Annotated in this window: 16 protein-coding genes; 5 read left to right on the top strand and 11 right to left on the bottom strand. The window is 65.3% G+C overall.

All coding sequences use genetic code 11. From position 1 onward, the window contains the following. Nucleotides 1-29 precede the first annotated feature (29 nt). The 7 genes from ACODTA_RS05030 to ACODTA_RS05000 all read right to left on the bottom strand — a co-directional run bounded on the left by ACODTA_RS05030 (nucleotide 30) and on the right by ACODTA_RS05000 (nucleotide 8,686). Nucleotides 30-833, bottom strand: a complete 804-nt coding sequence (locus ACODTA_RS05030) for a hypothetical protein (protein WP_489064702.1) — start codon at nucleotides 831-833, stop codon at nucleotides 30-32. Further along, entirely contained in the window at nucleotides 830-2,416 is a 1,587-nt protein-coding gene (locus ACODTA_RS05025) for a dipeptide ABC transporter ATP-binding protein (protein WP_489064701.1), read from the bottom strand. The genes ACODTA_RS05030 and ACODTA_RS05025 overlap by 4 nt, the downstream gene beginning before the upstream one ends. Further along, entirely contained in the window at nucleotides 2,413-3,231 is an 819-nt protein-coding gene (locus ACODTA_RS05020) for an ABC transporter permease (RefSeq protein ID WP_489064700.1), read from the bottom strand. Before ACODTA_RS05020 ends, ACODTA_RS05025 begins: the two co-directional genes overlap by 4 nt. Continuing rightward, entirely contained in the window at nucleotides 3,228-4,187 is a 960-nt protein-coding gene (locus ACODTA_RS05015; RefSeq protein ID WP_489064699.1) for an ABC transporter permease, read from the bottom strand. The genes ACODTA_RS05020 and ACODTA_RS05015 overlap by 4 nt, the downstream gene beginning before the upstream one ends. Beyond that, on the bottom strand, nucleotides 4,184-5,740 hold the full coding sequence (locus tag ACODTA_RS05010; RefSeq protein WP_489064698.1) for an ABC transporter substrate-binding protein: 1,557 nt from the start codon (nucleotides 5,738-5,740) through the stop codon (nucleotides 4,184-4,186). The genes ACODTA_RS05015 and ACODTA_RS05010 overlap by 4 nt, the downstream gene beginning before the upstream one ends. Beyond that, nucleotides 5,733-6,869: a C45 family autoproteolytic acyltransferase/hydrolase gene (locus tag ACODTA_RS05005; protein ID WP_489064697.1), complete on the bottom strand. Its 1,137-nt coding sequence runs from the start codon at nucleotides 6,867-6,869 to the stop codon at nucleotides 5,733-5,735. The genes ACODTA_RS05010 and ACODTA_RS05005 overlap by 8 nt, the downstream gene beginning before the upstream one ends. Nucleotides 6,870-6,934: 65 nt before the next feature. Then, complete coding sequence (locus ACODTA_RS05000; protein ID WP_489064696.1) at nucleotides 6,935-8,686, bottom strand: amidohydrolase; 1,752 nt, start codon at nucleotides 8,684-8,686, stop codon at nucleotides 6,935-6,937. Between the two features lie 95 nt (nucleotides 8,687-8,781). Between ACODTA_RS05000 and aptA the strand changes: the two genes are divergently transcribed. From aptA to ACODTA_RS04980, 4 genes are read left to right on the top strand one after another with little or no spacing between them, the layout of a single operon-like run. Then, nucleotides 8,782-10,104, top strand: a complete 1,323-nt coding sequence (aptA, locus tag ACODTA_RS04995) for an omega-aminotransferase AptA (protein WP_489064695.1) — start codon at nucleotides 8,782-8,784, stop codon at nucleotides 10,102-10,104. Nucleotides 10,105-10,106: 2 nt separating this feature from the next. Then, nucleotides 10,107-11,543, top strand: coding sequence for an NAD-dependent succinate-semialdehyde dehydrogenase (locus tag ACODTA_RS04990; RefSeq protein WP_489064694.1), 1,437 nt, complete (start codon nucleotides 10,107-10,109; stop codon nucleotides 11,541-11,543). Beyond that, complete coding sequence (locus ACODTA_RS04985; RefSeq protein WP_489064693.1) at nucleotides 11,544-12,485, top strand: GntR family transcriptional regulator; 942 nt, start codon at nucleotides 11,544-11,546, stop codon at nucleotides 12,483-12,485. It begins immediately after the preceding gene. A 5-nt stretch (nucleotides 12,486-12,490) separates the two neighbouring features. After that, nucleotides 12,491-13,510, top strand: a complete 1,020-nt coding sequence (locus tag ACODTA_RS04980) for an alpha/beta hydrolase family protein (protein ID WP_489064692.1) — start codon at nucleotides 12,491-12,493, stop codon at nucleotides 13,508-13,510. A gap of 64 nt (nucleotides 13,511-13,574) precedes the next feature. Here ACODTA_RS04980 and ACODTA_RS04975 read toward each other — a convergent pair whose 3' ends face one another. Continuing rightward, entirely contained in the window at nucleotides 13,575-14,498 is a 924-nt protein-coding gene (locus tag ACODTA_RS04975) for a Rossmann-fold NAD(P)-binding domain-containing protein (RefSeq protein ID WP_489064691.1), read from the bottom strand. Next, nucleotides 14,495-15,127: a helix-turn-helix transcriptional regulator gene (locus ACODTA_RS04970; RefSeq protein WP_489064690.1), complete on the bottom strand. Its 633-nt coding sequence runs from the start codon at nucleotides 15,125-15,127 to the stop codon at nucleotides 14,495-14,497. Before ACODTA_RS04970 ends, ACODTA_RS04975 begins: the two co-directional genes overlap by 4 nt. Nucleotides 15,128-15,196: 69 nt before the next feature. Here ACODTA_RS04970 and ACODTA_RS04965 point away from each other — a divergent pair, with 69 nt between their 5' ends. Continuing rightward, nucleotides 15,197-16,159 carry a threonine/serine dehydratase gene (locus ACODTA_RS04965; RefSeq protein ID WP_489064689.1) on the top strand — a complete coding sequence of 321 codons (963 nt, stop codon included), beginning with the start codon at nucleotides 15,197-15,199 and terminating at the stop codon, nucleotides 16,157-16,159. A gap of 3 nt (nucleotides 16,160-16,162) precedes the next feature. Here the strand turns inward: ACODTA_RS04965 and ACODTA_RS04960 are convergent, their stop codons facing one another. Together ACODTA_RS04960 and ACODTA_RS04955 are read right to left on the bottom strand one after the other, a co-directional pair. After that, nucleotides 16,163-17,200: an alpha/beta hydrolase family protein gene (locus ACODTA_RS04960; RefSeq protein ID WP_489064688.1), complete on the bottom strand. Its 1,038-nt coding sequence runs from the start codon at nucleotides 17,198-17,200 to the stop codon at nucleotides 16,163-16,165. 77 nt (nucleotides 17,201-17,277) lie between these two features. Beyond that, complete coding sequence (locus tag ACODTA_RS04955) at nucleotides 17,278-19,314, bottom strand: TonB-dependent receptor plug domain-containing protein (RefSeq protein ID WP_489064687.1); 2,037 nt, start codon at nucleotides 19,312-19,314, stop codon at nucleotides 17,278-17,280. Nucleotides 19,315-19,352: the final 38 nt, after the last annotated feature.

The raw sequence follows: 19,352 nt of genomic DNA, 5'->3' as shown, positions 1-19,352 counted from the left end.
CTGTCACGCTTTTCGTGGACGACCGCGCGTCAGGGCCGGATTTCGTCGGCGACGATCGGCTGCTTTTCGACGCGGATATTGGTCTTGTTGTCCGAAAAGCTTTTCCATTCGGGTGAGGTGGCGGTCAGGCGCGCGCGGACGGTCTGCGTCACCTTGTCCCGCCGGGCTAGGCCGGCATCGCCGCGATAGGCGAGCAGAAGCAGCGAGGACCAGCTTCGACCCGCGGCATAGCGCGGCAGATACATACCGTAGCTCGACAGCGCGCCTTCACTCAGCCAGCCATCGACCTGCGGCAGCAGATAACCGTCGACATAGCGAAGATATTCGTCGGTGGAGACGAGATAGTCATAGGGAATGACGAGATAGACCGCAGCCGGATCTCCTGCCTTCACCGCAGCCCCGCGCCCGCGCACCATCGATCCTGGCGCGGTTTCCGCCGATGCGACGAGACGCAGCATATCCGAAGGCAGGCCGCCCGGCGTCTGTTCTTCGATCGTCCGCCAACGCGCGAGTTCGGCGGGGCCCTTGAAATCGAGGATCACCATCATGTCCCAGGCGGCGGAATCGATATAGCGATTGGCGAGCACGCGATAGGACAGCAGGTCACCCCCGGTGCGCAGTATTTCGAGACGGGGAAGCAATGTCGCCCGCGCTGCAGCCCGGAAACCGGCGCGGGCGGCCGGTGCGACCTTGTAGGTCAGGACCAGCCCCTTTGGGCCGTCCGCGCGCCAGTCGGCAACGCGAACGCTGTCCTGCGCCGATACCGCCGGCACGAACATGGCGCCGGTCGTGACCGAAGCGGCGACCAGCATGGCGCGAAGCGTGGTTTTCATCGATGACTCCCTGTTGCGGCGTCGAGCGTCGGCGTTGCCGCCAGCATCTCGCGCGTGAATTCATGGGCCGGGTGATCGAAGATCGCGTCGCGCGCGCCCTGTTCGACGATGCGGCCGGCATGCATCACCAGCACGCGATCGGCGATCTGTTCGACCACGCCGAGATCGTGCGAGATGAACAGACACGCAAAGCCGTGACGCTGTTGCAGCGAGGCGAACAGCCGAAGCACCTGTGCCTGGATGGTGGCATCGAGCGCGGAGACCGGTTCGTCGGCGACGACGAAGCGGGGATGGGTGACCACCGCACGGCCGATGGCGACGCGCTGGCGCTGGCCGCCTGACATCTGATGGGGATAACGGTCTGCCAGTTCGGTCAGGCCGGTTTCGGCGAGGATCTCGTCGATACGGGCGTGGCGTGCCTCGGCCGACAGTTCCGGATGATGGCGCAGCGGCTGGCCGACGATGTCGCGTACGCGCATGCGCGGGTCGAGTGATGAATAAGGATCCTGAAACACCAGTTGCGTCGCGCGCCTGAGCGCCGCCTGAGCGTTCCTGTCGCGGGTGAAGGGATCGATGCCGTCGAAGCGGATGGTGCCCCCCGAAATCCCCGTCAAGCCCAGCGCCGCGCGGCCGAGCGTGCTCTTGCCCGATCCGCTGCCGCCGACCACCGCCACGGTCTCGCCCGGTGCTACGGTCAGGCTGACGCCATCGACAGCGCGAAAGCTCTCGCGCCGGCCGCGCCGGCGGAAAGAGACAACCAGATCGTCGATGGCGAGCATCGTGCCGCTTGGAAGCGGCCGTGCCGGTGCGCGGCGGGGCAGCGACGAAACAAGCCGCCGCGTATAGGGATGCTCTGGCGCATTCAGGATTTGCCGGGCGCTGCCTTGCTCGACTGTTCTGCCTTTTTCCAGCACGATGGCGCGCGTCGCATAGCGTGCGACCAGGCCAAGATTGTGCGTGATCAGGATAACGGCAGTGCCGCATTCGGCGGCGAGTTCCGCCATCACATCCATCACCTCGCGCTGGCTGAGCGTGTCGAGCGCAGTGGTCGGCTCGTCGGCGATCAACAGCCGGGGTTTGAGCAGCATCACCGAGGCGAGCATGATCCGCTGGCGCATACCGCCGGAGAATTCGTGCGGATAGGATGCCATGCAGGCTTCCGGATCGGCGATGCGGACGCGGCGCAGCATCGCGATGCACGCCGCGCGGCGCTCGATCGCGGTCATCGGTCGGTGCAGGCGCAACGCTTCCTCGATCTGCTTTCCCACTGTCATCGACGGATTGAGCGAGGTCATCGGCTCCTGGAAGACCATGCCGATCTCGCCGCCGCGGATGCTCCGCATCTCGCCGGGCGGCAGATCGACGATCGAACGCCCCTTGAACGCGATGTTGCCGGCGATACGCGCCACTTCGGCCGGCAGCAGGCCCAGGATCGCGCGGGTCGCCATCGTCTTGCCGCTGCCGGACTCGCCGACGATCGCGACACATTCACCGGTATTCACGCGCATCGAGAAATCGTCGAGCAGCACGCGGTTGCCGGCCGCCACTTTTAGGTCGTCGATGCAGAGCAGGGGAGCGGTCATGGCCGGCCCCGCCGGTCGAAACGATCGCGCAGCGCGTCGCTCAGCAAATTGGTGCCGAGCAAGGTCGCGGCGATGCACAGGCCGGGCACGATCGCCAGCCAGCCGGCGGTGTTGAGATAGGGACGGGCGGAGGAGAGCATGTTGCCCCAGCTCGGCGCGGGCGCGGGGATGCCGACACCGAGAAAGCTTAGCGCGCTTTCGGACAGCAGCACCCAGCCGAACATGCTGGTGGCGAGCACCGCGACCTGGGGCAGGGTGTTGGGGGCGACGTGGCGGAGCATCGCATAGCCGGCGCTGTTGCCCATCACTTTTGACGCTTCGAGATATTCGCGCGTGCGGATGGAGAGCACGCTGGCGCGTACGACACGCACGACCGAAGGCATATAGGCGATGGTCAGCGCGATGATGATGCTGGTCGCCCCTTCGCCCAATATCGCGATCAAGGTCAATGCGAGCAGGATGCCGGGGAGCGCCATCAGCGCGTCGTTCACCGTCATCAGCACGGCCTCGACGGGGCCGCGCAGGAAACCCGCGAGCGTGCCGATCGCCATGCCGAGCGTCGTCGCACAGGCGACGGTGATCAGCGCGATCGGCACGCTGATCCGGGCGCCGGCCATGGCGCGGCTCAATATGTCGCGGCCGAACTGGTCGGTGCCGAGCCAATGCGCTGCCGACGGGCTCGCGAAGCGCGCATCCAGATCGATCGATAGCGGATTGAACGGCGTCCAGACACAAGCGAGGAGCACGGTTAGCACCAGCCCCGCGATGAGGAATGCGCCGATCCGTTCGGACCAGGACGAGCCGAAGATCTTCATTCGCCCGGCGCCACGCGCGGATCGAGCAGGGGATAAAGCAGGTCGGTGACCAGGTTGACGATCACATAGACGAGGGCCGTGAAGAGCAGGCAGCCCTGCACCACCGGATAGTCGCGCGACAGTACGCCATCGACCATCAATCGGCCGAGGCCGGGCAGGGTGAACAATGTCTCGACCACCGCTGCGCCGCCGAGCAGGTGGCCGAGCGTCAGCCCGACCAGGGTCATGGTGGGGGCGAAGGCGTTGGGAAGGACGTGGCGAACAAGCACGCGGCGCTCGGACAGGCCCTTGGCGCGAGCATGGGTGACATAGTCGAACCGCAGCACGTCGAGCGCGCTGGCGCGCATCATCCTGATCAGCACGCCGCTTTCGACGGTGGCCAGTGTCACCACCGGCAGCACGAGATAGGGCAATCCAGCGGCGAGACCGTCACTGAGCGGGACGTAGCCGACGACCGGCAACCAGCCGAGCTTCACCCCGAAGATCAGGATCAGCATCAATCCCAGCCAGAAGCTGGGGATCGCCATGGTCAGCGTCGCCGTGGTGACGATGGCATTGTCGGTTGCGCTGCCGCGGCGCGCTGCCGCGGTCAGGCCGAACAGGATGGCGACCAAAGTCGCCAGCCCCACTGCCGTCACCACGATCGAGGCCGTCACCATGAAGCGATCGAGCACCAGCGCGCGCACCGGCTCTCCGGTGATGATCGACGATCCGAGATCGCCCTGCGCGACCTGGCCGAGCCAGTGAAGGAACTGCGCCCAGAGCGGCCGGTCGAGCCCCATGCGCTCGCGCAGGGCCGCGATCGCGTCCGGGTCGGCGGCATCGCCCAGCATCACCTGTGCGGGATCGCCGGGAATCAGGCGGACCAAAGTGAAGACCAGGATCGCGACGATCAGCAGGGTCGGCACCGTCAGCAACAGCCGGCGGCCGAGATAGAGAGTGGTAGCGCGGCTCATTTGATCGCCACCCCCCACAGCCGAATCTGCGCGGCTGCCCATCCTCTGTACCCGACGACATTGGCGCGGACCGCGGCAATATGCCCCTGGTTGAACAGGATCACCGCCGGCACCTGATGCATGAAGCGCGTATGGAGCCGGTCGAGCACGGCCTGGCGGGCCGCACGATCGCCAGTCGCGCGCGATTGCAGGAGGAGTGCCTGCGCGCCGGCATCACCCCACACTTTGCGCGGGTCGGCTGCCTTGTCGCCGATGAAGGATTCATAGCTCAGCGAGGGATCGAGCCGCGCCGAATAGGCGAACATCATCGCTTGATATCTGCCGCTATAATAGCGATCGAGCTGCGCCGCCCAGTCGAGCGTCTCGATCCGGATATCGATCCCGGCTTCGAGCGCCATGGCCTGGACGAGAATCGCGGCGTCGAACAATTCGGGATAACGGCGATTGGTGACGAGGCGGATCGGTTCGCCGCGATAGCCGGCCGCCGCGGCCAGCCGCCTGGCGGCCGCGAGGTTCGGGCGCGGCATCGCCGCCTGGATGGGGCCATGATAGGCGCTCGACGCCGGGACGATCGACCGGTTGGCGCGCGACGTACCTTCGCTGATCGTATTGACCAGCGCGGGCACGTCCAAAGTCATCGCGATCGCCTGGCGCAGCCGGACATCGGCCATGCGTCCATCGGCGGTCTGGAACAGCAGGGCGAAGATATCCATCGCCGGCGCGACCGACAGGCGGATATCGCGTCGCGCCTTGAGCTGCAGCGCGTCGAGCGGCTGGACATTGTCGAGCACATCGAGGTCGCCGCGCAGCAATGCCGCCTGGGCGGAGACGATGTCGGGAATGACCAGGAACCGCACGCGATCGACGAGCGCATGTTTGCCGCCGCCATTGCCGTTGCGCGGGCCCGGCAGCGGACGATAGCGCGCGAACCGGGTCAGCTCGACATATTGGTTTCGTTTCCAGCCGGCGAAGCGGAATGGGCCGGTGCCGATCGGCACGCGCCATGTGCCGTCGGCGCCGACCGAATTGCGATGGAGGATCGCGGTCGCGCCGCAATCAACGCGTGCCAGTGTCTGGAGGAATGTGGGGGAGGCGCGATCGAGCGCGATGCGCACGGTCAGCGGGTCGACTGCGCGGACATCGACGATCTTCGCGAAACCGCCGCCGGTGAATTCGCGCAGGCAGCGCCAATGCGTCCTAGGATCGAGATAGCGCCGGAACGACCAAAGCACATCGGCGCTCGTCATCGGCGCATTGTTGTGGAATCGGATGCCGGGACGCAGATGGAAGGTATAGCTGCGCCCGTCAGGCGATACGTCCCAGCGCTGCGCCAGCATCGGGCCGATACTGGCATCCTCGCGATAGGCGACGAGCCCCTCGACCATGTGCATCAGCACCGCGTCGGTATTTTCGTCGCGGGTCACGCCGGGATTGGTGGACGCGATGTCCGAATTGAGGCGCGCGCGCAACAGGCTCGGTTTTGCAACCGGTGCGACCGCGCTGGCCGTAAGCGGCAGCACGGCAAGCAATCCAAGGCAGAATGCTTTAGCCATATCGGGCGGCGCTACCGTCCATCTCCAGCGTGTAGCTGGTGAAGTTGGGATCGATCGCCGGCAGCACCGCGATCTCCATCAATCCCATCGCCGGCTGCATCACCAAAGTGATAACGGTGGCGGAGAGGTTGCTCATCGCAGAGGGGCGGGGCGGGCGGCAGATCGACCAGGGCGATGCCCAGTCGTCGAGCAAGGCGGCCTTGATGTCGTCGACGGTCAGCGTGCCGATCTTCGGCGCGACCAGCGCACGCAGTCGGCGGTCGCGATACAGGCTGTCTGGCATGGACAGCAGGCCGCGCTCCTGCAGCTTCGCCAATGCGACGGCGCTCTGCCAGTGATTGGCATGGACCAGCACGCCATCGCGCGGCTCGACCTGGAAGCTTTCGTCGGGCGCGCATTCGAAGTTGTAGATCAGCCCGTCGCGATGCGTCAGCACCATATTGTTCGAGCCCGATTTCGGCGTGGTGTAGGCCGAACGCAATGCCAGCGCGAAGTGCGCCTGTTCCAGCGCGTGGCGGCGCAGTAGCGCGAGCGGTACGCCGATATTCCGATAATCGCGCTCGCTCTCGAGATAATTGGCGGTCACGCCGATCCCAACCGAATTGAAGCCGAACCGCCCGAGCGCACCGGCCTCCGCGAACATCAATATGTCGGGCCGGTCGTCATTGCGGATGCGCAGGACGATGGACGCATCGGCGCTTTCCATCTTCCAGTCCCAGTTATGGGCATGGATCAGCCGGCCATCGGCTGTCGCCTCGGGGGCGGCGACGAGCGCGGTGCAGCCATCGGGTTCGACATCGGCCAGCAGCCGGTCGCGCAAGTCGCTATTGAGCGCGAGCTTGAGGATTTCGGTACGCGCATTGAGCATGACGATCTGATGAAAGGGCACGTCCGCGCCGGCGGCGATACCGTGCATCTCCTCGACATAGCTGGGTTCGAATGCCTCGATCTTCGGAAGATAGGCGGCGACCACCTGCTGTAATTCAGCATCGTCGAGCTTCAGGTCGCGAACCTGGGCGGCATAGTGCGAAATGCCGGCATGGATCTCCGGCTGCGCCTGGGCGCCATATTGCCGGCCGCGCTCATAGGGCGCGCCTGCAATCTCGATCAGCCGGCATTGTCGAGTCATCGACCGATTCCCTATATTCTTTCCATGACGCTATCATTGTCCTTTTCAATCGAAAAGAACAAAGTTCAAGGATCAGCTCGATAGACGACCCGGCCGCCGACAAGTGTCATCAGCACGCGGGTGTCTGGAATGCGCTCCGGCGGGATTTTGCGGATATCCTGCGACAGCACGACCAGATCGGCGAGCTTGCCTGGAGAGACCGTTCCGCGTTCGCCGTTCTCGCGCGCGGCCCAGGCCGGATTGGCGGTGTAGGCGGCGATCGCCTGGTCGATGGTCAGGGCCTCGCGCGTGTACCAGCCAGCCGTCTTGTCGCCGATATGGCGGCGGGTGACGGCGTAGAAGATATTTTCGAGCGGATTGTTGGGCGAAACCGAAATGCCGTCGAAGCTGCCGGGCCAGTCCGATCCGATGTCGATCGTCATGCCCGCCGCTGCGGCACTTGCCCAGGGAAAGGCGCCGGCTGCGCGCGCCGGGCCCAGGGCGTCGTCGATGGAGCCGAGCTGTTCGATCAGCTGCGATGGCGTAATGTCCGCGATCAGCCGCATCGCGCCGGCGCGCGCGATCTGGGTGGCGCTTGGATACCACATATGGATCAAACGAAATCGCCGGTCGCGTGGCGGGTTGACGGCGATCGCGGCGGCGTAGTCGTCGAGCACGATGGCATGGCCGGCATCGCCCATCACGTGGATTGCGATGTCGAAGCCCGCCGCATCGGCGCCGATCACGTCGGCGCGGAGTCTGGAGGGATCGTCGACGCGGTAGCTTAGTCCGCCGCGCCAGTTCGGCGCGTTGGCGAACGGTGCCGACATATAGGATGCATCCATGAACGCCTTGAGCGTGCCGAAGCGGATTCGCCCTTCGCGGGTGCCGGGCCGGATGCCGAGCTGCGCATAATTGCGCCAGCCGGCGAGCGGCAGCAATGCATCGACACGGACGTCCAGATCGCCCGATTTCTGAAGATCGCGGAAGAGATCGAGATTGGTGTAGCTGCGCTCGACATCGACCGATGGCGTGCGTTCCTGCGACAGCGCGTCGATCCGCGCGACGTCGTGGATGCCGGTGATCCCTTGCGCGTTGAGCGTTCGGATCAGCGCACGCGCGGCAATCAGCGCGCGGGCGCGCGTGGGCGACGGCAATGTCGCCGCCATGCGGGTGGCGGCGGATCCCCTGAGCTCGCCGGTCAGCGCGCCCGATCGGTCGTGCACATATTCGCCGTTCAGCGGATTGGGTGTGTTCCGCTCGATCCGTGCGAGGCGCAGCGCGAGCGAATTGACGAAAGCCCGCCCGTCATGGCCGCGGATCAGCACTGGGTGGTCGGGGGTGGCGGCGTCGAGTGCGGCGAGCGAGGGCGTGAAGGGGGTGAATGCCGTATCGCGCCGTTTTGCCGCGGCGCCCGCTGCAAAGGCTTGAAGGTCGAATGCGGTGATCCAGAACCCCTTGGGGATGTGCGCGGCTGCGGCGCGCAGCCGTTCTGCCAATGCTGCATCGGTGCCGATATCGACGACGCGCGCGGTGAAGAAGGCGTCCACGGCATTGCCGAAATGGGTGTGCGCGTCGGTGAATCCAGGGAGCAGTATCGCGCCGCGCAGGTCGATGACGCGGGTATTGGCGCCATGATGCCGCTCGATATCGTCTTCGGCGCCCACTGCGACGATGTGCTCGCCGGCGATCGCCACCGCCTTCGCCGTCGGTCGCGCGGGATCGACCGTCCATATCGCGGCATTGCGCAGGATGAGGTCGGCGGGCGTCGGGCCGGTATTGGCGGCGAGCAGCAGCCCGGCCGTCGCGCCCAGCATTGTCCGGACCATGCGACGCATATTTTTCCTCCCCAGCTTGCCATGGCGCGGCAATCGCGATAGCAATGTACTTATTGGATTAAAAATACAACTGTCATCTGCAAGTGGAATCGATGATGCACGCGACCGCGACCCTGCCCAATTCGCTCGAATCCTTCTGGATGCCGTTCACGGCGCAGCGCGCTTTCCGAAAGGCGAAGCGCATGTTCGTGGGGGCATCCGGCGTCCATTACGTGACGGACGATGGCCGGCAGGTGCTCGATGGGATCGCCGGGCTCTGGTGCGTCAATGCCGGCCACAGCCAGCCGCATATCGTTCAGGCGATCCAGCGCCAGGCCGCTGGCCTCGATTTCGTCTCGTCCTTCACGATGAGCCATCCAGCGGCGTTCGAGCTGGCCAGCCGGCTGACGGCGGCCGCCCCCGAGGGCATCGATCATGTGTTCTTCACCAATTCCGGATCGGAATCGGTCGATACCGCGCTCAAGATCGCGCGCGGCTATCATCGTGCGCGCGGCGAACCCGATCGCACGCGGTTGATCGGCCGGCACAAAAGCTATCACGGCGTCAATTTCGGCGGATTGTCGGTGGGCGGCATCGCCCGGCACAAACGCGAATTCGGGCCGCTGCTGCCCGATATCGACCATCTCTCGCTGCCCTATGATCCTGCGGTTTCCGCCTTTTCTCGCGGCCAGCCGGCGGAGGGCGTGCATTATGCCGAGGAGCTGGCGCAACTCATCACGCTCCACGATCCCGCGACGATCGCGGCGGTGATCGTTGAGCCGATCACCGGCTCGGGCGGGGTCTATCCGCCACCGATCGGCTATCTGGAACGGCTGCGCGCGCTATGCACCCAGCATGGCATATTGCTGATCTTCGACGAGGTGATCACCGGTTTCGGCCGCACCGGGCCGATGTTCGGGGCGGATCGGCTAGCCGTTACGCCCGATCTGATCACCTGCGCCAAGGGCATGACCAACGGTGCGGTGCCGATGGGCGGCGTGCTGGTCAGCGGCGCGGTCTATGACGCGTTCATGACCAAGCCGGCAGAACAGATCGAGCTTTCGCACGGCTATACCTATTCCGCGCATCCGCTCGCTTGCGCGGCGGCATTGGCCGCGCTCGACGTCTATCAGGATGGGCTGCTCGATCAGGGCGCCGCGATCATGCCGGTCTGGGAGGATGCGATCCATTCGCTGCGCGATGCGCCGAACGTCGTGGACATCCGCACCTTCGGCCTGCTCGCGGGGATCGATATCGCGCCGCGCGACGGCGCGCCGGGCGCGCGCGGTGCCGCCGTCAACCAGGCCTGTTTCGACGCGGGCGTGCTCGTTCGCACCGCGGGCGAGACGATGATGCTGTCGCCGCCGCTGATCATCACGCGGGAGCAGATCGGGGTGCTCGTCGACACGATCCGTACCGCGCTCGGTACGGTCGATTGAGCATGGCCGACGACTATCCCGCGCTGCACCTGTTCGTCGCCGGCGAATGGATCGGCGCGGATGCGCGCGAAACCGCGCCCGTGCTCGATCCCGCGACCGGCGAAACGCTGGGCGCGCTTCCGATGGCGACCAGCGCCGATCTGGATCGCGCGGCGGACACCGCCGCGCAGGCATTTCGCTCGTGGCGCGATACACCGGTGATGGAACGCTACGCGATCCTGCGTCGTGCGGCGGAACTGATGCGCGAACGGATCGAGGAGAACGCCCATATCCTGACGCGCGAGCAGGGCAAGCCGATCGCCCAGTCACGCGTCGAGCTTTCGGCGTCCGCCGATTATTTCGACTGGTATGCGGAGGAGGCGCGTCGCGCCTATGGCCGCGTCATTCCGACGCGCCCCGGCATGACGATGCTGGCCGCGCTGCGCGAACCCGTGGGTGCGGTCGCCGCGTTCGCGCCGTGGAATTTCCCGGCCAGCCAGGTCGCGCGCAAGCTGGCACCGGCGCTGGCGGCAGGCTGCCCCTGCGTGGTCAAGCCTTCCGAAGATACCCCCGGCACCGCGCTTGCGCTTGCGCGCGCGCTCGACGATGCCGGATTGCCAAAGGGTGTGCTCAGTATCGTGTTCGGCGTGCCCGCCGATATTTCCGCGCGGCTGATTGCCCATCCGGAGATCCGCAAGCTCTCCTTCACTGGATCGACCGTGGTGGGCCGGCTGATCGCGCGCCAGGCGGGCGAACAGTTGAAGCGCGTCACGCTCGAACTGGGGGGCCATGCGCCCGTCATCATCTGCGACGATGCCGATATCGAGCGCGTGGCGAAGGCGAGCGTGCTCGCCAAGTTCCGCAATGCCGGCCAGGTCTGCACATCGCCGACTCGTTTCCTCGTCCAGGACGGTGTCCACGATCGGTTCGTCGAACGCTTCGCGCAGGCGATGGCGGTGATGCGGATCGGCAACGGGTTAGATGCCGCGAACGATATGGGGCCGCTGGTGAATGCCCGCCGCGAACAGGCGGTGGGCGCGCTGATCGACGATGCGGTGGCGCAGGGGGCACGGCTGGTCGCCGGTGGCGAACGTCTGTTCAATGCCGGGCATTTCCGCGCGCCTGCGCTGGTGGCGGATGTGCCGCTGACGGCGCAGGCCATGCATGACGAGCCGTTCGGGCCGGTCGCGTTCACCCGACGCTTTACCACGATCGAGGATGCGATCGGTGAAGCCAATCGGCTCCCCTACGGCCTCGCCGCCTATGCCTTCACCCAGAATCGTGACCGCGCGGCGCAGATCCGTCATCAGGTCGAAAGCGGGATGATCGGCCTCAATAGCTTCAGCATCACCTGGCCCGAAACGCCGTTCGGCGGGATCAAGGATAGCGGCTATGGCAGCGAAGGCGGCAGCGAGGGACTGGACGCCTATCTGGTCACCAAATTCGTGAGCGAGGCTTGAATGACGCTGCATGTGGTCAAGGACGATGCCCGTGGGGAGCCCGGCAAGCTTTCGCGCAAGGTCGTTACGCAGATCCTGGAGCATATCCGCGATCACGCGCTGCACGATGGCGGCCATCTGACCGAATCCGGGCTGGCCGAGGCGCTCAACGTTTCGCGCACGCCGGTGCGATCGGCCCTGGAACAATTGACCGAACTCAAGGTGGTTGCGCCCGCCGGGCCGCGCCGCGGCCATCACGTCATCGCATCGGCAGAACGCATCCGCGCGCTCACCCAGGCACCGATCTCGTCCGACGAGGAAGAGGAGCTCTATGTCGCGATCGCGCAGGATTTCCTGAACCACCGGCTCGAGGAGAATTTCTCGGAAGCCGATATGCTGCGGCACTATCCCGTCGGCCGCAGCACTTTGTTGCGCGTGCTCCAGCGCATGGCGAGCGACCGGGTGATCGAGCGCAACCCGGGCTATGGCTGGCGGTTCGCGCCGCTGCTGCGTTCGGTCGAGAGCCATGACGAAAGCTATCGCTTCCGCCTGGTGGTCGAGCCGGCCGCGCTGGAGCAGCCGGGATACGAACTCGATCGGCGCTGGGCCGCGCGATCCCGCCGCGATCACGAGCAGACATTGGCGACCCCGCCGGGGCAATTGTCGATGGTGCGCTTCTTCGCGATGAACGCGGACTTCCACGAGACGCTGGCTTTGTGTTCGGGCAACGCATTCTTCCATCAGGCGGTGCAGCAGCAGAACCAGATCCGCCGCTTCCAGAACTATAGCTGGACCTATGGCAATGATCGCATCGCCGCCTGCTGCCATGAGCATATCGAGATCCTGGATGCGCTCGAAGCCGGCGACCAGGCCTGGGCTGCGACGTTGATGCGCCGCCATCTCGAACTCGCCAGCCGATTGAAACCGTCACCCGATGCCAGCGAAAGGAGCCAGTCCGCATGAGGCGCATGACCCGTCCCACTCTGGCCGCTTTGGCGATCCTGGCCTGCACGATGCCCGCAATGGCGCAGAAACCGGCCAAGGGCGCCGAACCCGCGGAAGGGATGCTCACCCGCTATATCAATCTCGATGCCAAGGATGCGGAGACCAAGCTGGAGATCATCCAGCACGAGGTGTTCGAGGCGCAGCAACAGAATATCCGCATCGAATTCATGCTGAAGCATGGTCGCACGACCAATCTCGACTTCGTCCAATATCCCTCGGGCAACGAACTCATTCCCGGCTATGTCTTCACGCCTGCGAACGGCGTTCCCGCCGGCGAGCGCCGCCCGGCGGTGGTTCTCGTCCATGGCGGTTTCCACGAGCGGTTCAATGTCGAATGGTTTCCGCTGATCACCAGCCTGGTCAAGCGCGGCTATGTCGTGATCTTTCCCGAATATCGTGGCAGCCGTGGTTATGGCTCCAACCATTTCCGCAACGATTATGGCGTGACCGATACGGCGGACGTGCTGGCGGCGGCGGACTATGTGGCGCGCAAGCCCTTTGTCGATCCGGCCCGGCTCGCGATCGTCGGCGAAAGCCGTGGCGGCATGGTCACCTTGCTCGCGATCCAGCAGCAGCCGACCAAATTCAAGGCGGCGGTCGATGTCGTCGGGCTGACCGATTTCGTCGCTTACATGGCCTATAAGCCCGATTATCGCCGGCAGGAGGTCGCGCGCGAGAATCCAAGCTTCGGCGGCAAGCTGCCCAACGAGAATCTTGCCGCCTATATGGCGGTCTCGCCGATCAACCATGTCGACAAGATCCAGACGCCCTTGCTGGTGATGGCGAGCACGGGCGATACGATCGCGCCGATCACGCTCCATACCGGGCGCCTGCTTGATGCGCTCAAGGCGCGCAACAAGGTGCATGAAGCCAAGATCTACGAGAATGCGCCGGGTGGCCATGTCTTCATGCATGGCGACCAGCCCGAGCGGGACGACGCCTATGCCCGGATCTTCGCCTGGCTGGACAAATATGTGAAATAGCCACTTATCAGGTCATTCCGGCGAAAGCCGGAATCTTCTGTGATATAGAGTTCGAGATTCCGGATCAGCGCCGCTCCATCGCACGCCATACCGAACTGGCGATCGCATGGTCCTGGATGGCTACGCCGGTGAGGTCGGCGACGACGATCTCGTCTTCGGCGAAGCTGACCGGAGCGTCGAGCAGATCACCCAGGGTGAGCAGCGACGCCGGATCGACCAGCCCGGCGCGCACCGCCCAGCCGGTCTCGCCATGATCAACGCATTGTTCGATCGCATCGACCACGACGCGTGCCCGGCCGAGGATGCGGGCATCGAGTTCCTGCTTGCCCGGCGTGTCCGCGCCGACAGCGACGATCCGCGTCCCGGGCCGGACCAGTGCGTCGTCGATGATCGGCGCGCGCGCGGGCGTGGTGGTGACGATCAGGTCGGCGTGAGTGCAAAGCGACTCCAGATCGGCCGCGCGTCCGCCAAGGTCGGCGGCGAGCGCTTCGGCCGCCTGGGGATTGCGCGCATGGACGAGGATGTCGGGCAGGCCGAGCCGCCGCGCGATCATCTCGCCCTGGAGGCGTGCCTGGATGCCGGCACCAACGATACCCAAAGTCGACGAACCCGGACGCGCGATCAGCCGTGCCGCGATCGTGCCGGTCATGGCGGTGCGCTGGTCGGTCAGCCGCCCCTGGTCGTAGAGCAGGCAGAGCATCTCGCCCGTCCGCGCGCTCATCAGCGCCATGAAGCCGTTGCTCGATTCGAGCCCGAGGCGGGGATTGGCGTAGAATCCCGTCGCGACCTTGACGACGAAGGCGTCGTCGCCCGCGATATGCGCGCTCTTGACATGGCAATCGCCGGGCGCCTGGGGAAATTCGAGATGGCCGACCGGTGTGATCATCGCCTCGCCGCGCGCGAGACGGCGGAAGCCGTCCTCGATCGCGGCGATCGCGTCATCCTCGTCGAGCGCGGCCATGATCTCGGGAAGTGCCGCAACCCTCATGCCGCGTGGTCCCGCAAGCGGGCCAGTTCGTTGTAGAGCGTCGCTCGGCTAACCCCGAGCATGCGGGCGACATAGGCGGCGGCGTGCTTGCGCTCCAACCCGCCGGAATCACGGATCGCGGCGATCAATGCGCGGCGCTGCTCGCGATCGAGCCGGGCGATGGTCAGGCCATGCTGCGCCGTCCAGGCAGCGACGAAGCGGTTGATCCGTTCGTGCCAATCCTCATGGAATGCCGTGTCGATCGACGTGCCGACATCTTCGCCGCCGAGCATCGTGCCGAGCAGGCGGCGGAGCGCATCGAACTCGGTGACGTCCGCATTGATGCAAAGCATCGCGCGGGGCGTACCGGCGGCGTCGCGCTGCACCACCGAGATCGAACGCAGGCGGCGGCCGTCGAAATTCACCTTGTCATAGGGGCCGATCACCACGGCATCGGGCGCGAAGCGGATTTCGCCGAGATCGGACGGGTCGCCGATCGTCCTTGGCGAAAAGGGATTGGCGACGTGCGTGACCGCATCCGATCGCAGATCATGGACGACCGCTTCGACGAAGGGGCGAAACAGCGCGGCGATGGCGTCGGCGGTTCCGATCGCATTCGCCAGCACCGGGCAGTCAGGAGATATTGGCATATTCTGTATTGTCCAAATTAGACTGATATGTCTAGTAGGCGGACTGTTGCGAGGCAAGGGAGTATGTCGATGACCGATTTGCTGGACCGGATCCGCGAGGCGCATGCGGCGATCCGTCCCCAGGTGCCGGTGACGCCGCTGGAGCGGAGCCATGCCTTGTCCGCCGAATTCGGCGCCGATGTCTGGCTGAAATGCGAGCACCATCAGCCGACCGGATCGTTCAAGCTGCGCGGCGCGACCAACAAGCTGCGGCTGCTGGCCGAAGCCGGCGACACGCGCGGTATCGTCACCGCATCGACGGGTAATCATGGCCAGGCGGCGGCGCGGGCGGGGCGGTTGGCGGGTATTCCCGTGCGTGTCCATGTCGCGGCTTCGACGGTGCCGTCGAAGCTCGATGCGATACGGGCCCTGGGTGCCGAACTGGTACTGGTCGACGGGCCGCCGATCCTGGCCGAAACCGGTGCACGCGAGGCGGCCGCTGCCGAAGGGCTGACCTATGTCTCCCCCTATAACGATCTCGATATCGTCGCGGGGCAGGGCACGCTGGGCATGGAGCTGTTCGACCAGGCGCCCGACCTCGACGCGGTGTTCATCGCCGTCGGCGGCGGCGGGCTGATCGGCGGCACCGGCACGGCATTGAAGGCGCTGCGGCCCGACCTCCGTATCGTCGGCTGCTGGCCCGAAAATTCGCCCTGTATGCTGCGTGCGATCGAGGCGGGCGGGATTGTCGATGTCGAGGAAGGGCCGACGCTTTCGGACGGAACGGCGGGTGCGATCGAGGCCGGTTCGGTCACCTATCCGATCTGCAAGGCGGTGATCGACGACATGGTGACGGTGGGCGAGGCTGCGATCGCCGATGCGATGGCACGGATCGCGCGCACCGAACGCTGGATCGTCGAAGGTGCGGCCGGAGTGGCGCTTGCGGGCTTCATCGCAGCGGCCGAACGCTATCGCGGCGCGAAGGTCGCGATCGTTCTGTGCGGCCGCAATATCGGGCTCGAGACGTTCCTGTCGGCCATCGCCGGGCGCTGATGTTCAGCGCTTGAGATATCGCCCAAGGAAATCGAATACCGCCGCCTGCGCATCGCGCGCCGCGTCGCTGTCCGCCTGGGCGAAGAGATGGCCGCCCGGCGCCATGTCGTAGATTTTGGACTCGAAGACCTTGCCGCGTGCCTTGAGCGCATCAATCAGTCGCCCGGCGTGGAGCTGGACGGGCGCGGTCCTGTCGCCCGTCGTCGACTGCACGAGCAAGGGCGTTTCGATCAGGTCGACATGGTTGATCGGCGAGACGTCGATATAGGGAACCAGATCCTCGGATGGACCCTTGCCGCCGAAACGCGGTTGCTTGGCGATATCGTCGCCGCGAAAGGCAGGCTTATAGGCCATGTACGCGACCATGTCGGCCAGTCCGACATTGTGCACGGCGGCGGCGAACAGCTTGGGAAATCGCTCGATCGCGAGCAGCGTGATCATGCCGCCCTTGCTGCGGCCATAGATGCCCAGCCGCGCCGGATCGACCTCCGGATGGGTCTTGAGCAGATGCTCGCCCGCTGCGACGACATCATCGACTTCCTTGCCGCCGAAATCGACCGCGTCGTAATGCGCCTTTCCATAGCCGCGGCTGCCGCGATATTCGGGGAAGATCACCACATATCCACGCTCGACGGCGTTGGCGATCAGCACGAACATATTGTTGTCCAGATTGCCATGATAGCCGCCATGGACGATCACGAGGCCGGGCTTGCTGCGGGCTGGCGCGCCGGTTTCAGGCTGGTTCCGCGCAGTGAAAATATAGGCGGGCGTGATGTCTCCGTCGCGATTGGGGTAGAGTAGTTGCTGCATCCTGACGCGATCGCCATAGCTCTGATTAAACTGCACGGCGTAGAGTTGCTGCTGGATCGCATATTGATCGTGGCGCATCGCTTCCAGCCGGGTCTGCAGATCCTGCGCCTCGGTGTCGATCGAGGCGTCCAGACGTCCTTCTCTGGGTTTGGCGGGTGCGGCCTGGACGCCTGCGCAGCAAAGCTGTGTGGCCACCAACAATGCCGGCGCGGCAAACGACCTGATCTTCATCTCACTCTCCCCCTCGGCATGGTCCGCCGGGGGGAGGCTAGACGGGACTAGCTGTCACCAGCCTTGCACGCGCATCTTCAGTCGCCGAACGCGCGCTGCACGGTCAGGCCGAAATAAGGACCGCTGTTGAGCCGCCGCAATTCGAGATATTTAAGCGGTGAGGTGTCGCGCAGGCCGGTATAGATCGTCCGCGTACGCACCACCGGGCTGCCGGTGACATTCTTGGCGAAGGCGCGGAGCGTCCATTTGTCGTCGGGCTTGTATTCGACGAACAGGTCGACGCGGTCGGAGACGCGATCGACCTCGATCTCGTTGATCTTGTAGCTGGTTTCCTTGCCCGCCAGGACATAGTTGATGCCCCAGCGCAGGCGCAGTGCGGTCAGGTCGTGGGTCAGGCTGACCTTGGCGTCGATCGGCTTGTCTTCGGAAATGCCGCGTCGTTCGCCCGTGACGGGATCGGTGACGCGACTGCGGGTATAGACGCCGTTGGCCTGCACGGTGAAGCCCTTGAGGCCCCATTGATCGAGCGGCATGTTCAGATCGATCTGGAGCTGGTCGCGCTTGCCGTCGCCGATATTGCCGACCGCGTCGAACACGCTGGCTCCGTCGAAAACCGGCACGCGGTCGACGACGTCGCTGATCTCCTCGTGACGGGCTTTCAGTACCACCGATCCGTTGCCGATATGATGTTCCCAAGCGAGCTCGCTCCGCCACAGGCTGTCGGGCTCCAGATCCTTGTTGCCGGCGGTGACGTTCCCGCCCGTGAGCGAGGCGGAGCTGACGAAATCGCCGAAATCGAGCTGGCCGACCACGCGCTCGACCAGCGCGCGCACCTCGTCGCGCTTGGACGGCGTCCAGCGCACCAGCATGCGCGGCTTCAGGAAGGACAGCGACTTGCTGAGCGTGCTGTCTCCGCTCTGCGTCAGCCGGGACATCTCGAACCGCGTGCCCGCCTCGACGGTCAGGCTGGGAGCTGCGCGCCACGTCGTGATGATGAAGGCTTCGGCGCGCTTTTCCTCGACACGGACGTTCGCGGCGGGGAGGGGGATATCCACCCCGTCCTCTTCCAGCACATTGCGGCTGTCGAGCGTGTTGAGCGCGCCTTCGACGCCGCCTTCGAAGGAAAGGCTGCCCGCCTGATGGCGGATCACGGTGCGGACGATGGTTTCGGTCGCGTCGGAATTCTCGCGCGTCACGTCGCTGCCTCCGGGGGAGAAGGATTTGTCGGTGCCGTCGACCCCGGTGGTCCGGCGCAGCGCCAGGAATTCGAGCTGGGTGCGCGCGCCGAGTGCGCGGTCGTAATGCAGGCCGAGCTCGGTGGCCTCTGTGTTCACCCGCTCGGTGCCCGATGCGTCGAAGCGGCTGGGCAAGGTGACCGCGTCGCTGATGTTCGCGAACATCTTCTTCATCTTGTAGAGACCGTTCAGGCGCACCGTGCCGCCGGCCAGCCCCTGCTGATAGCTCGCGGCCGCCTCGCGGATATTGTTGCCTTCCGGCTGGCCATAGGTGGCGAGGCGGACGGGCGCGCCGTCCGCCGCATAGCGGTTGCGGATGCCGAAGCCATGCTCGTCGTCGATCTCGCGATAGATCGCACCCGACAGGTCGATGATGCGGTCGCCGTTCACATAGCGCAGTTCGCCCGCAACGCGTGGCGCGTCATAGCCATGCCGGTAATTGGCATATTCGGCCTCGACGCGGCCGTTGAGCGACGCCGAGCGATTGCGCACGACATTGGCGAGGATTGCATGGCCCTGCATGTCGAAACCCGATCCGCTGCGGATCAGTTCGATCCGGACGATGCTGCGCGCCGGGATGCGCTTCAATATGGTCTCGAGCGTATCCTGCTTGCTGGCTGGCCGCTGGCCATCGATCAGGACGTTGCCGCCGGCGCCGGAATAGCCGCGAAGCTCGGCATTGCCTTCGGCAAGACGAAATCCAGGGAGGAGGTTGACCATGTCGAGCGCCGAGGCTGGTTGCGAACGCGCGAAATAATCGGCGTCGAAGGCGGTGACGCCCGCCTGTTCCGCGGTTTGCGCGAGCGCCGATCCCGTGGAGATCGCGGCCACAGCCATGAAGGCCATGGTTCCGATAGCGGCGCGCGATGTGGACGACATGTCGATACTCCCTGTTCGATGCTCGTCGCCCTTTGCCT

It is taken from the genome of Sphingomonas sp. FG14, from assembly GCF_057809675.1.
Note: the sequence above shows the minus strand (reverse complement) of the source record. Positions and strands in the feature narration are given on the sequence as shown.

Excerpts from the sequence above, each read along its gene's own strand:
- ACODTA_RS04975 (WP_489064691.1), bottom strand. The coding sequence starts at position 14,498 with ATGAGGGTTGCGGCACTTCCCGAGATCATGGCCGCGCTCGACGAGGAT.
- ACODTA_RS04970 (WP_489064690.1), bottom strand. The coding sequence starts at position 15,127 with ATGCCAATATCTCCTGACTGCCCGGTGCTGGCGAATGCGATCGGAACC.
- ACODTA_RS05030 (WP_489064702.1), bottom strand. The coding sequence starts at position 833 with ATGAAAACCACGCTTCGCGCCATGCTGGTCGCCGCTTCGGTCACGACC.
- ACODTA_RS04990 (WP_489064694.1), top strand. The coding sequence starts at position 10,107 with ATGGCCGACGACTATCCCGCGCTGCACCTGTTCGTCGCCGGCGAATGG.
- ACODTA_RS04960 (WP_489064688.1), bottom strand. The coding sequence starts at position 17,200 with ATGAAGATCAGGTCGTTTGCCGCGCCGGCATTGTTGGTGGCCACACAG.
- ACODTA_RS05025 (WP_489064701.1), bottom strand. The coding sequence starts at position 2,416 with ATGACCGCTCCCCTGCTCTGCATCGACGACCTAAAAGTGGCGGCCGGC.
- ACODTA_RS05015 (WP_489064699.1), bottom strand. The coding sequence starts at position 4,187 with ATGAGCCGCGCTACCACTCTCTATCTCGGCCGCCGGCTGTTGCTGACG.
- ACODTA_RS05010 (WP_489064698.1), bottom strand. The coding sequence starts at position 5,740 with ATGGCTAAAGCATTCTGCCTTGGATTGCTTGCCGTGCTGCCGCTTACG.
- aptA (WP_489064695.1), top strand. The coding sequence starts at position 8,782 with ATGCACGCGACCGCGACCCTGCCCAATTCGCTCGAATCCTTCTGGATG.
- ACODTA_RS04955 (WP_489064687.1), bottom strand. The coding sequence starts at position 19,314 with ATGTCGTCCACATCGCGCGCCGCTATCGGAACCATGGCCTTCATGGCT.
- ACODTA_RS04985 (WP_489064693.1), top strand. The coding sequence starts at position 11,544 with ATGACGCTGCATGTGGTCAAGGACGATGCCCGTGGGGAGCCCGGCAAG.
- ACODTA_RS04980 (WP_489064692.1), top strand. The coding sequence starts at position 12,491 with ATGACCCGTCCCACTCTGGCCGCTTTGGCGATCCTGGCCTGCACGATG.
- ACODTA_RS05000 (WP_489064696.1), bottom strand. The coding sequence starts at position 8,686 with ATGCGTCGCATGGTCCGGACAATGCTGGGCGCGACGGCCGGGCTGCTG.
- ACODTA_RS05020 (WP_489064700.1), bottom strand. The coding sequence starts at position 3,231 with ATGAAGATCTTCGGCTCGTCCTGGTCCGAACGGATCGGCGCATTCCTC.
- ACODTA_RS05005 (WP_489064697.1), bottom strand. The coding sequence starts at position 6,869 with ATGACTCGACAATGCCGGCTGATCGAGATTGCAGGCGCGCCCTATGAG.
- ACODTA_RS04965 (WP_489064689.1), top strand. The coding sequence starts at position 15,197 with ATGACCGATTTGCTGGACCGGATCCGCGAGGCGCATGCGGCGATCCGT.